At 74.2% G+C, this 12,049-nt stretch carries 12 protein-coding genes; 9 read left to right on the top strand and 3 right to left on the bottom strand.

Going from position 1 to position 12,049, the window contains the following annotated elements; translation table 11 throughout:
* Positions 1-242: 242 nt before the first annotated feature.
* From AB0D32_RS30160 to AB0D32_RS30145, 4 genes are all read left to right on the top strand, one after another.
* Entirely contained in the window at positions 243-752 is a 510-nt protein-coding gene (locus tag AB0D32_RS30160; protein ID WP_357097479.1) for a hypothetical protein, read from the top strand.
* Between the two features lie 80 nt (positions 753-832).
* Positions 833-1,678, top strand: a complete 846-nt coding sequence (locus AB0D32_RS30155; RefSeq protein ID WP_357097477.1) for a DUF4097 family beta strand repeat-containing protein — start codon at positions 833-835, stop codon at positions 1,676-1,678.
* A gap of 51 nt (positions 1,679-1,729) precedes the next feature.
* Positions 1,730-2,689: an ATP-binding cassette domain-containing protein gene (locus tag AB0D32_RS30150; RefSeq protein ID WP_357097475.1), complete on the top strand. Its 960-nt coding sequence runs from the start codon at positions 1,730-1,732 to the stop codon at positions 2,687-2,689.
* Entirely contained in the window at positions 2,686-3,477 is a 792-nt protein-coding gene (locus AB0D32_RS30145) for an ABC transporter permease (RefSeq protein ID WP_357097473.1), read from the top strand. The genes AB0D32_RS30150 and AB0D32_RS30145 overlap by 4 nt, the downstream gene beginning before the upstream one ends.
* A gap of 35 nt (positions 3,478-3,512) precedes the next feature.
* Here AB0D32_RS30145 and AB0D32_RS30140 read toward each other — a convergent pair whose 3' ends face one another.
* Positions 3,513-3,725 (bottom strand): hypothetical protein, encoded by a 213-nt coding sequence (locus AB0D32_RS30140; RefSeq protein WP_357097471.1) that lies wholly within the window; start codon positions 3,723-3,725, stop codon positions 3,513-3,515.
* Positions 3,726-3,868: 143 nt separating this feature from the next.
* Positions 3,869-5,299, bottom strand: a complete 1,431-nt coding sequence (locus AB0D32_RS30135) for an NYN domain-containing protein (protein WP_357097469.1) — start codon at positions 5,297-5,299, stop codon at positions 3,869-3,871.
* 127 nt (positions 5,300-5,426) lie between these two features.
* On the opposite strand from AB0D32_RS30135, the gene AB0D32_RS30130 reads away from it, so the two are divergent.
* The 5 genes from AB0D32_RS30130 to AB0D32_RS30110 all read left to right on the top strand — a co-directional run bounded on the left by AB0D32_RS30130 (position 5,427) and on the right by AB0D32_RS30110 (position 11,042).
* Complete coding sequence (locus tag AB0D32_RS30130) at positions 5,427-7,181, top strand: DEDD exonuclease domain-containing protein (protein ID WP_357097467.1); 1,755 nt, start codon at positions 5,427-5,429, stop codon at positions 7,179-7,181.
* 129 nt (positions 7,182-7,310) lie between these two features.
* Positions 7,311-9,125 (top strand): HD domain-containing protein, encoded by a 1,815-nt coding sequence (locus tag AB0D32_RS30125; RefSeq protein ID WP_357097528.1) that lies wholly within the window; start codon positions 7,311-7,313, stop codon positions 9,123-9,125.
* A 52-nt stretch (positions 9,126-9,177) separates the two neighbouring features.
* On the top strand, positions 9,178-9,720 hold the full coding sequence (locus AB0D32_RS30120) for an NUDIX domain-containing protein (protein ID WP_357097465.1): 543 nt from the start codon (positions 9,178-9,180) through the stop codon (positions 9,718-9,720).
* A 47-nt stretch (positions 9,721-9,767) separates the two neighbouring features.
* Positions 9,768-10,646, top strand: a complete 879-nt coding sequence (locus tag AB0D32_RS30115) for an NTP transferase domain-containing protein (protein ID WP_357097526.1) — start codon at positions 9,768-9,770, stop codon at positions 10,644-10,646.
* Between the two features lie 108 nt (positions 10,647-10,754).
* Positions 10,755-11,042, top strand: coding sequence for an Lrp/AsnC ligand binding domain-containing protein (locus AB0D32_RS30110; protein WP_088999172.1), 288 nt, complete (start codon positions 10,755-10,757; stop codon positions 11,040-11,042).
* Between the two features lie 97 nt (positions 11,043-11,139).
* Here the strand turns inward: AB0D32_RS30110 and AB0D32_RS30105 are convergent, their stop codons facing one another.
* The gene (locus tag AB0D32_RS30105; protein WP_357097463.1) at positions 11,140-11,817 is read right to left on the bottom strand and encodes a DUF4142 domain-containing protein; all 678 of its coding nucleotides are present in this window, start codon (positions 11,815-11,817) and stop codon (positions 11,140-11,142) included.
* Positions 11,818-12,049: the final 232 nt, after the last annotated feature.

The raw sequence follows: 12,049 nt of genomic DNA, 5'->3' as shown, positions 1-12,049 counted from the left end.
CCCGGCCGCGCCGCGCCGCCTCGCTGTCCGGCGCCTGGCCGCCTGGCCGCCTGGCTGTGCGGCCGTCTCGCTGCCAGTTGCCTGGCGGCCTCGTTGCGCAGGCCCGGCCCTGTGCGGCCGAGCGCAACCCCCTGGCCGGCCACGGCCTGAGCAGCCGGGGCGGCACCAGCCGACGCCATGATTGCGCCATGATGACGCCGATATGACTTGCCATGACGCCTTCATGGTGCCATATTGGCGTCATGGACCTGACGTCGTATGTCGACAACATCCGGCAGGAGCTGGCCGGCGTCGCCGAACTCGGCGGCGACGAGTCCCGCGCACTGGCCGAACGGCTGGCCGGGCCGCTCGAATCCGCGCTCCGACTGGCGCTGCTGGACGCACTGGGCGCGGCGGCGGCCGAGATCACCCGCGACCTGGCACCCGGGTCGGTCGAGCTGCGCCTGCGCGGGCGCGAGCCGAGCTTCGTCGTGACGCCGCCCCCGGGCCCGGAGCTCCCGGGCGAGCCGGAGGTCACCCCACCGGCCGTCGGGCCCCCGGCGGACGTCGAGGAGGGCGCCACCTCGCGAATCAGCTTCCGCCTCCCCGAGCACCTCAAGAGCCGCGTCGAGGAGGCCGCCGCCCGCGACGGCCTCTCGGTCAACGCCTGGCTGGTCCGGGCCGCCACTGCCGCCGCGAACACCGGGGCGGCCCGGCAACCGCAGCGGCGCGCCACCTGGGGCGGGGATCGCTACACCGGCTGGGCCCGCTGAGCAGCCCTCCGCCGACCCGCTCCGCCACCCACACCTCCCGTCCCGGTCCGGGACATTCATCCGTCAGAAGGGACTGCGTCGTGCCCACTTTCGACACCCCTGCTCCGATCTCGGCGACCGTCGACCTGGTCGTCGGTGACGTCCAGGTCACGGCGACCGACCGCACCGACACCGTCGTCGAGGTCCGCCCGAGCAACGCCGCCGCCGACGCCGACGTACGGGCCGCAGAACAGACCCGGGTGGAGTACGCCGACGGCCGACTCCTGGTCAAGACACCCCGGCAGCGCGGCCTCGGCCTGTTCGGCAAGCCCGGTTCGGTCGACGTGACAATCGGGTTGCCCACCGGCTCGCAGTTGCACGGCGACGCCTCCGCGGCGGCGTTCCACGGCACCGGCCGGCTCGGCAGTTGCCGGGTCCGCACCGCGGCCGGCGAGATCCGACTGGACCGCACCGCCGACGTCGACCTCAGCACCTCCGCAGGCGGCGTCCACGTGGAACACGTCGCCGGCCCTGCCCGGGTCAGCACCGCGTCCGGCCGGATCCGCGTACAGCAGGTCGACGGCGACGCGGTGGTCAGGAACTCCAACGGCGACAGCTGGTTGGGCACGGTCACCGGCGAGGTCCGGGCGAAGGCGGCCAACGGCGAGATCGTCGTCGACCGGGCGCACGGGCCGGTCACCGCCACCACCGCCAACGGCGACATCCGGATCGGCGAGGCCTCGGCGGGCGAGGTCTCCGTCCGCACCGCCAAGGGCGGGCTCGACATCGGCATCCGCTCCGGCACCGCCGCCCTGCTCGACCTGCACACCCAGTTCGGCCGCGTGGAGAACCACCTCGAGGCGTACGAACCGACCGGGGAACCCGAGGGCGCCGTGCGGGTGAGCGCCCGGACCTCCTTCGGCGACATCGTGATCCGCCGCCGCTGACCCCTGGACACCCCCGCGTCCCGGCCCGGTGCCGGCGCAGAAGGAGAAGACATGCCATCCACCGCAGCCCCACCGGCGATCACGACCACCGCCCTGCGCAAGTCCTTCGGCGACCACGTCGTACTCGACGGGATCGACCTGACCGTGGCCGAGGGCACCGTCTTCGCGCTGCTCGGCCCGAACGGCGCCGGCAAGACCACCACGGTGCAGATCCTGTCCACCCTGATCAGCGCCGACTCCGGCGAGGTGCGGGTCGCCGGCCACGATCCCGCCCGCGAGCCCGACGCGGTACGCGCCGCGATCGGCGTGACCGGCCAGTTCTCCGCCGTCGACGGCCTGCTCACCGGCGAGGAGAACATGCTCCTGATGGCCGACCTGCACCACCTGCCCCGGCGGGAGCGACGCCGTCGCGCGCGGCAACTGCTCGGCACGTTCGACCTGCTGGACGCCGCCGACAAGCCGGCCGCCAGCTACTCCGGCGGCATGCGCCGGCGGCTGGACCTGGCGATGGGCCTCGTCGGGCAGCCCCGGGTGGTGTTCCTCGACGAGCCCACCACCGGGCTGGACCCGCGCAGCCGGCACGCCATGTGGCAGATCGTGCGTGACCTGGTCGCCGACGGCGTGACCATCTTCCTGACCACCCAGTACCTCGAGGAGGCGGACCAGCTCGCCGACCGGATCGCCGTCCTCGACCACGGCCGGCTGGTGGCCGAGGGCACCGCCGGCGAACTCAAGCGGCTCGTCCCGGGCGGGCACATCAGCCTGCGCTTCGCCGATGCCGCCGGCTACGACCTGGCCCTGCGCGCCCTGAGCGAGTCGGCCCGCGAACCCGACGACCTCACCCTGCACGTGCCCAGCGACGGCAGCGTCGCGTCGCTGCGCGCCCTGCTCGACCAACTCGACCAGCAGTCGATCGCCGTCGAGTCGCTGTCGGTGCACTCCCCCGATCTCGACGACGTCTTTCTGGCCCTCACCGGCCGCCCCGAGGAAGCGAGGACCCTCCCGCGATGAGCACCCTCTCCTACGCCGTACGCGACTCGAACACGATGCTGCGGCGCAACCTGCGGCGGGCGGTGCGCTACCCGTCCATGACGGTGCTGCTCGCCGGCATGCCCGTGCTGCTCCTGCTGCTGTTCGTCTACGTCTTCGGCGGCACGCTCGGCGCCGGCCTCAGCGGCGGTGCCGGAGGTCGCGGCGAGTACGTCGACTACGTCACCCCCGGGATCCTGCTGATGACCACCGGCCTGGCCGCGACCGGCACTGCGGTGTCGGTGGCCATGGACATGACCGAGGGCGTGATCGCCCGGTTCCGCACCATGGCGATCGCCCGGGTGTCGGTGCTCACCGGCCACGTGCTCGGCAGCATGATCCAGACCATGCTCAGCCTCGCGGTGGTCACGGGGGTCGCGCTGCTCATCGGGTTCCGCCCCACGGCGGACCTGACGGGCTGGATCGGCGCGGTCGGCGTGCTGGCGATGGTCACCTTCGCGCTCACCTGGCTCTCCGTCGCGCTCGGGCTGGTCACCCGGAGCGTGGAGACGGCGAGCAACCTGCCCATGCCGCTGACCTACCTGCCCTTCATCGGCAGTGGTTTCGTGCCGACCGACTCGATGCCGGCCGGGTTGCGGCAGTTCGCCGAGCACCAGCCCTTCACGCCGATCATCGAGACCCTGCGCGCGCTGCTCACCGGTGACCCGGTCGGCAGCAACGCGGCGGTGGCGGTGGCCTGGTGCGCGGGCATCGCACTGGTCGGCTACCTCTGGGCGAAGAAGCTCTACAACGGCGACCGTTCCCGCTGACCCGGGGACCCCGCGCCGACCCGCCCCGGCCAGGGCTAGGCGGCGCGGTGGCGCCTCGCGGGACGCCGCGCCGGCCGGGGCGCGGGCAACACCTCCACCTCGAAGCCCGCCCGGGCGAACACCTCGATCGCCCGGGCCTCGGAGCCACCCAGCCCGGCGGCCGGGGACGAATCGTCGAACAGCGCGGTCACCAGGCAGCCGGCGCAGCCGTCGCCCCGGACGCCACACCCGTCGCAGTCGATGAGCATCTCGCCTCCTGATGTGCTGCGGCGACGGGCGGGACACCTGCGTCGCCACCCGACCACCATCGGTCACCACGACGCTAGGCGCGGGGTACGACAGAAAAGGGACAACGGGTCGCGGACGGCTCGAAAGCGATCAAGCGCCCCGATCAGGACCGGGACAGCCGACGCAGCAGCGAGTCGGCGCCCAGCGGGTACGCGCCGTGCCGGCGTACGCCGTCGGCGACCTCGCGGTCCGAGGAGACCACCACCACCGGGCGGCCCGACGGCTCGGCGCGGACCAGCCGCCGGATCAGCTCGTCGGCGGTCTCCCCCTTGCGGGAGAAGAGCACCCGCACGCCCCGCGGCGAGGGCGGCAGCCCGTGCATCCGTTCGGCGCCGTCGAAGACCACCGTGACCTCGTCGCCGGTCTGCGCGGCGATCCCGCCCAGGCCCGTGATCAGCCGCTTGCGCTGCTGTTCCAGGGACATCTCGCCGAAGCCGCGCTTGGTCACGTTGTAGCCGTCGACGACGAGGTGCGCCCGGGGCAGGGCGAGCAACTGGTCGAGGCGGGCCGGATCGTCGGTGTCCCGGGCACGGGCCGCGGTGCCGGCCGGCGTGGTGCCGGACTGGTCGGCGAAGGCGTCGGCGACGAAATCCGCGGGCAGCTTGTCGACCGGGTCGAGCGCCAACTCGCGGCGCAGCCCGACGGCGGCCTGCCCGATGGTCTCCAGCAGCAGCCAGAGCCGGGCGTCGTCGACCGAGCGGGCCTCCTTGGCGCTCGTCCGGGCGACCCCCGCCGCCGCCTCGGCCTCGGCCAACCGGGCCCGGACCCGGCGCAGCTCGGCGTCGGCGTCCGCCGCCGCCCGGGTGGCCCGGCCCCGCTCGGTGGCGAGCAGCTCGGTGGCCTTGCGCTCGCGGGCCTGCGTCTCGCGCAGCGACCGGGTCAGCTGCCGGCTCTCCTCGCGCACCTGGCCGAGCTCCTCGCGGACCCGGGCCAGCTCGTCGCGGAGCTTCTCCGCCTCGACCCGGGCCACCGCCCGGTCGTGCTCGGCCCGGGTGGCCCGCTGCTCGGCCTCGCGGACCAGTTCGGCGACGACCGCGCTGTCGGCCTCGGCGCGGACCGCCGCGCCGCTGGCCTCGATCAGCTCCCGCCAGCCCCGGGGCCGGGCCAGGTAGGCCAGCGCGGCCACCTCGACCGGGTCGGCGGCGGCCGGCGCGGTGCCCTCCAGCACCGCGGCGCCCAGGTCGCCGGTGTCGGCGAGGACCCGGGCGGTGATCCGCTGCCGGAACAGCGGGTCTGCGGTGAGCTGGGCGGCGATCGCCGGGGCGCCGAGCCGCGCCCGGCGGTTGGGGGCGAACTTGGCGACCCGGCGCAGCGGCACCGGCACCTCGTCGGCGGGCAGCCCGGGCAGCACCGTCGCGGTGAGCGCCACGATGCGCTGCCGGACCGGCTCGGGCAGGACGGGCTCCGGTTCGGGCGCCGACGTCTCAGGCTCGGGCAGGGCGGCCTCGTCGGGAGCGCCCTCGCCGGTGTCGCGCACGGCGTCGACCGGATCCTCCTGCCGGAGGCGGTCGTCGTGCGGCTCGGTGAGGGGCATGTGGCAAGTCTCCCACCGCGACCGGGCCCACCGCCCGGTGAGTGAGCCGATCTCTCATCCTAGACCGGTGGTGACGGCTGGTGCCGATGGGACGGGAGTGTCGGACCTGAACGCTAGCGTGCCGCCGATGGCAGAGACGGAGTACGTCCAGGAGCCGCTGGCCGGTTTCGACCCGGGCCCGGGCGGGAACGACCCGGCGCTGCCCCTGTACGCGACGACGTTCGTGGTGGTCGACCTGGAGACCACCGGCGGCGCGCCGGACGGGGGCGGGATCACCGAGATCGGCGCGGTCAAGGTGCGCGGCGGCGAGGAGCTGGGCGTGCTGGCGACCCTGGTCAACCCCGGCGTGCCCATCCCGCCGTTCATCACCGTGCTCACCGGCATCACCCAGGCCATGCTCGTGCCGGCCCCGCCGATCGAGCAGGTGCTGCCGAGCTTCCTGGAGTTCGTCGCCGACGCCGTGCTGGTCGCCCACAACGCCCCCTACGACGTGGGCTTCCTCAAGGCCGCGTGCGCGAAGCACGGCTACCGCTGGCCCAACCCGCGGGTGCTCGACACCGCCGCGCTGGCCCGCCGGGTGCTGACCCGCGACGAGGTGCCCAACCGCAAGCTGGGCACCCTCGCGGCCTACTTCCGCACGGCCACCCAGCCGACCCACCGGGCGCTCGACGACGCCAGGGCCACCGTCGACGTGCTGCACGGGCTGATCGCCCGCCTGGGTGGGCACCGGGTCGACACCGTCGGCGACGCCATCGAGTTCGCCCGGGCGGTCACCCCCACCCAGCGGCGCAAGCGGCACCTGGCCGAGGGGCTGCCCAAGGCGCCGGGGGTCTACATCTTCCGGGCCGCCGACGACCGGCCGCTCTACGTCGGCACCTCCGGCGACATCGCCACCCGGGTGCGCAGCTACTTCACGGCCGCGGAGAAGCGGGCCCGGATCTCCGAGATGCTCGCCGCGGCGGAGCGGGTGGAGGCGGTGGAGTGCGCCCACTCGCTGGAGGCGGAGGTCCGCGAGCTGCGGCTGATCGGGGCACACGCCCCGCCGTACAACCGGCGGTCGAAGTTCCCGGAGCGGGTGCTCTGGCTGAAGCTGACCGACGGGCCGTACCCCCGGCTGTCGGTGGTCCGGGCCGTCTCCCCCGGCGACGCCGCCTACCTCGGCCCGTTCAGCTCCCGCCGGGCGGCGGAGCTGGCCGCCGCCGGCTTTTACGACGCCGTGCCGCTGCGCCAGTGCACCCACCGGCTCTCGCTGCGCACGGTCACGCCGGCCTGCGCGCTGGCCGAGCTGGGTCGCTGCCCGGCGCCCTGCGAGCACCGGATCTCCCCCGAGGAGTACGACGCCCGCGCGGTGGCGCCGTTCCGCACCGCCACCGCCAGCGATCCCCAGCCGGTGGTCGACGCCCTGCTCGCCCGGATCGACGCGCTCTCCCAGGCCCGGCGCTACGAGGAGGCGGCGGTGGCCCGGTCCCGGCTGGCGGCGGTGCTGCGGGCGACCGTGCGGATGCAGCGGCTGACCGCGCTGACCGGGATCGCCGAGCTGGCCGCGGCACGGCCGGCGGCCCGCGGTGGCTGGGAGCTGGCGCTGGTGCGGCACGGCCGGCTGGCCGGGGCGGGCGTCTCGCCGGCCGGTGTCCATCCACGACCGACGATCGCCGCGATCCGGGCGACCGCCGAGACCGTCCTGCCCGGCCACGGCCCGGTCCCGTGCGCCTCGGCCGAGGAGACCGAGCGCATCCTGTCCTGGTTGGAGCGACCGGAGACCCGGCTGGTGGAGATGACCTCCGGTTGGGCGTCCCCGGTGGCCGGCGCGGCCCGCTTCCGCGACCTGCTGAGCAAGGCCGAGAAAGCCGCTTCCCACCAAAGCTCGACCGAACGCCCATGACCAAGTGACCGATCGGACTACCTCGACTCCCTTAGGCTGTTGGAGAAGTGCAGTCCTGCCCGTTTCGTGGGCCTGCTCCCGGTTGCCGGGTGTCGGCGGCCGTGGGGCCGGGGTGAGGAGGTGTCCCACGTGGACGTCGACGCCGGACGCGGCGCCGCCCTGGGGGGCGCCCTTCCGACCCAACCTGGCGAGCTGCCGCTGGCCCGCCGGCTGCGCTCGCTGCTGAGCTGGCCCACCGCCGACACCGATCCGGTAAGCCAACTCGTCCGGACCCACCGGACGATCCATCCCGGCACCGAGCCCTCCGTGCTGCGCCGGGCCTACACCATCGCGGAGAACATGCACCGCGGGCAGTTCCGCAAGAGCGGTGAGCCGTACATCACCCACCCGCTGGCGGTGGCCCAGATCTGCGCCGAGATCGGCATGGACGCCATCACCCTCGTCGCCGCGCTGCTGCACGACACCGTGGAGGACACCCGCTACACCCTCCAGGCGCTCGCCGAGGACTTCGGGCCGGAGGTGGCGCACCTGGTCGACGGGGTGACCAAGTTCGACAAGGCGTTCTACGGCAAGGCCGCCGAGGCCGAGACGATCCGCAAAATGATCATCGCGGCCGGCAAGGACGTCCGGGTCCTGATCATCAAGCTGGCCGACCGGCTGCACAACATGCGCACGCTGGGCGTCCGGTCCGCCGCGTCCCGGGAACGCATCGCCCGCAAGACGCAGGAGGTCCTGGTCCCGCTCTGCGACCGGCTGGGCATCCAGACGCTCAAACGCGAGCTCGACGACGTGGTGCTGCTGCACCTGGAGCCCGACGAGCACGCCCGGATCGCCCGGCACGTGCACGACCGGCCGGGCTGGAACGCGTACCTCGACGAGGTCGTGGCCCGGGCGAAGTCGGCCCTGCGCCGCAGCCGGGTGGACGCGGCGGTGACCCCCCGCCCACGACACCTCTACTCGATCTGGAAGGACACCGTGGCCGGTGGCCACGCCTCCCCGTTCGACCTGCCCCGCATCGCGATCGTGGTGGACGGCCCGGCAACCGACTGTTACGCGGCGCTCGGCGCGGTCCACGGCGTGTGGCGGCCGGTCCCCGGCCGGTTCAAGGACTTCATCGCCTCCCCCAAGAACAACCTCTACCGCTCCCTGCACACCAGCGTCTGCGGGCCGAAGAACCGCACGGTGGAGGTGCTGATCCGCACCGAGGAGATGCACCGCTCGGCGGAGTACGGCGTGGCCGCCGACTTCCGTTTCCCCCGCTCCGGCGGCGGCACGGCCACTGCCCGTGGCGGTGGGTCCGCCGCCCGCGCGGAGCAGCTCGACTGGCTACGCCGGGTGCTCGACTGGGAGCAGGGCGCGGCAGACCCGGCGCAGTTCCTCGAATCGCTGCGCTGCGACCTCGCCGAGGCACAGATCCAGGTCTTCGCCGACGGACGACAGGTCGTTCTGCCCGCCGGGGCGACCCCCGTCGACCTCGCGTACGAGCTGGGCACCGAGCGGGGCGACCGCTGTCTCGCGGCACGCATCAACGGCCGGCTGGCACCGCTCTCCTCCGAACTGGACGAGGGCGACGTGGTGGAGATCTTCACCGAGACCGACGCGGCGAACGGCTTCGACGCCGACGTCGCCCCACGCGGGCCTCGCCGGGAGTGGCTCGGCTTCGTCAAGTCGCCGCACGCGCAGATGCAGATCAGCCGGTGGTTCGCCGAGCACACCGAGCCGGGCATCTCCATCACCGACAAGGTCCGCCTCGGCAGGGCCACCATCGGGCTGGCCCTGCGCAAGCACGACCGGGGCCTGGCCAGCGACCTGCCGCTGCTGCGGCTGTCGGAGGAGCTCGGCTACCCCGACCTGGAGACGCTGCTGGTCGCGGTGTTCGACCGGGTGATCGAGCCGGACACGGTCGTATGCCAGCTCATCGACCTGGTGGACCATCGGCAGTGACCGCTGTGGCCCGGGTGGTCCGCCCGCTCCTCGCGGCCACTAGCCTGGACGCATGATCCCCCGCTCGCGCGCCACCGGTCGGGCCGTCGCCTACCAGGTCTTCTACCGGCTGCCGTTGCCGGTACGCCGCCGCCTGGTCCGGCTGGCCGTGCCGAAGTACATCGTCGGCGCGGTCACCCTGGTCCGGGACAGCGAGGCCGAGGGGGCGGGCCGGCTGCTGCTGCTGCGCCAGCCACCCGGCCGGGGCTGGGGGCTGCCCGCCGGCCTGTTGCAGAAGGGTGAGGCTCCGGTGGTGGGCGCCGCCCGGGAACTGCACGAGGAGTCCGGCATCCGGCTCTCGCCCCGGCAGCTGCACCCCGCCGTCCCGAACGCCGTGGTGCACGCCAAGGGCTGGGTGGACGTCGTGTTCACCGCCGAGGTGCCGGCGTCCACGACCGAACTGAAGGTCGACGGCGCGGAGGTCTTCGAGGCCGCCTGGCACCCGCTGGACGATCTGCCGAAGCTGACCTGGCCGACGGCCCGGCTGCTCGCGTACTACGACATCGGGCCGCTGGCCGGGCAGTTCCCGCCGCCGGTGCCCGACGCGATGCCGTGACCGCCGACGGCGGGGCCACCGCCGCCCCGGGAGGCCACGGCGCGACCGTGACCGCCGGCCGGGCCGAGGTCTGCGCGGTGGTGCTCGCCGCCGGCGAGGGCACCCGGCTGCGGCCGCTGACCGAGCGGCTACCCAAGGCGCTCTGCCCGGTGGGCAACGTGCCGCTGCTCGACCGGGCGCTGGACCGGCTGGCCGGGCTCGGCCTGGTCGGGCCCGGTCGGGTCGCCGTCAACGCCTGCTACCTCGGCGACCAGGTCGTCGACCACGTCGGGGGCCGCGCCCACCTCTCGGTGGAGCCGGGCGACCCGCTCGGCACCGCCGGCGGGGTGGCGCACCTGCGGGAGTGGATCGCCGGGCGGGGTGTCCTGGTCGGCAACGCCGACGCCTACCTCGCCGACCCGGCCCGGCCCCCGGGTCCCGACATCGCCGCGCTGCTGCACGACTGGGACGGCGACTCCGTACGCCTGCTCGGGCAGCCCGCCGCCGACCCGACGGCACCGGGCACCTTCGACGGCCACGTGTTCACCGGTTTCTCGCTGCTGCCGTGGCGACTGGTGCGGGAGCTGCCGGTCGGGTTCGGCGACCTCGTACGGGCCGTCTGGCGCCCGGCGGAGGCGGCCGGCGCGCTGACCGTCGTGGCGTATCCCGGCACGTTCTACGACACCGGCACCCCGGCCGACTACCTGGCCGCCAACCTGCACTCCGCCGGCGGCGACAACCTGGTGGACCCGACGGCCACGGTGACCGGCCGTTGCCGGGCGGCGGTGATCGGCGCGGGCGCGGTCGTCCACGGCGACGTGGAGCGTGCGGTCGTCTGGCCCGGCGCCACCGTCGGCCCCGGCGAGCGCCTCCGCGACGCGGTCCGCGCCGGCAGCGCCCTCACCGTCCACGGCACACCGCCGACCCCGGGCCGGGAAGACATCTAGTGCGGTGTCCAGGAACGTCGGCGGTGTCGCGGCGCGGCGCGGCCCGGTGAACGTTTCTGGACACCGCACTAACATGGGCGACGACGCCGACGAACGGAGAAGTGCCCCGTGATCACCGCGATCGTGCTGATCGACTGCGCCACCGACTCGATTCCCGAGGTGGCCGAGAACCTGGCCAACCTGCCCGGCGTCAGCGAGGTCTACTCGGTGGCCGGCCACGTCGACCTGATCGCGATGGTCCGGGTCCGGGAGTTCGAGCAGATCGCCCAGGTGATCGCCGGCAGCATCTCCAAGGTGCCGGGGGTGCTGAACACCGAGTCGCACATCGCCTTCCGGGCGTACTCCCAGCACGACCTGGAGGAGGCGTTCGCGATCGGCCTCGCGAACGCCGACTGACGCGGACGCCGGGGCCGCACGCCGCGGCCCGGCACGGACCGACGACGGCCGGCCCACCCCTCGGGGATGGACCGGCCGTCGTCGTGGTGCGGTGACGTCAGCTCTGCGTGGGAGCCGGCGTCTCGAAGGTGCCGCCCGGAGCCGGCGACTCGGTGGTGCCGCCCGGAGCCGGGGTCTCGGTGCTGGTGCCACCCGGGGCCGGCGTCGTGCCGCCCGGGCTCGGGGTGCCGCTGGCGCTGGTCTGCGGCACCGGGATGCCCAACTGCTCCGCCAGCTGCACCAGCGCGTCGTAGTGCGCCTGCAGGGTCGGCAGGGCGGTCTGGGCCAGCTGGACCACCGACTGCTCGGAGCCCTGCGAAATCTCCGTCTGGGTGGCCTGGATGGCCTGGACGTGGCCCGCCAGTTCGCTGGTCACCCAGAGCCGGTCGAACTCCTCGCCGCTGGCGTTGTTCAGCTGGTCGATGACGGACTGCTGATCCGCGGTGGGCTCGCTCGGCAACTCCACGCCGAGCTGGGACGCGGTCTGCTGCACCGTCTGGTCGAGCTGGGTGTGGTCCGTCTTGAGCCGGTCACCCAGGTCCTTGACCCCCTGGTTCTGGCCCTTCTGCTGGGCCAGGTCACCCGCGGTGATCTCGAACAGGTTGACCTGGTGCAGGGCCTGTAGGTACTGGGTGTCCTGCTGCGACGGCTGCACCGCGGCCTGTGCCGCCGCGGCCGGTGCGACTCCCACCAGCACCAGCGCGGCCAGCAGGCCGAGGCGTTTGATTCCCAACATGCTTCCCCCCCTTGAGACGTTGGACCGCACGGATACCCGGCTGACCGGGGTTATTCCTGCGATCCCCCGACAGGGGAGGCGACCGACCGACACGCCCGAGTCGACGCGTCGGAGGGTGGAAACGGGCGTGGGGGGGGGGGGGGGGGGGGGGGCGGGGGGTTCCGCGGAGCGGGGGGGGTGTGGCGGGGGGGCGGGGCCCGCGGCGGGGGCGGCGCGGCACCCCGGGCCGGGG

This window comes from Micromonospora sp. NPDC048170 (genome assembly GCF_040652795.1).
Classification (GTDB): domain Bacteria; phylum Actinomycetota; class Actinomycetes; order Mycobacteriales; family Micromonosporaceae; genus Micromonospora.
Note: the sequence above shows the minus strand (reverse complement) of the source record. Positions and strands in the feature narration are given on the sequence as shown.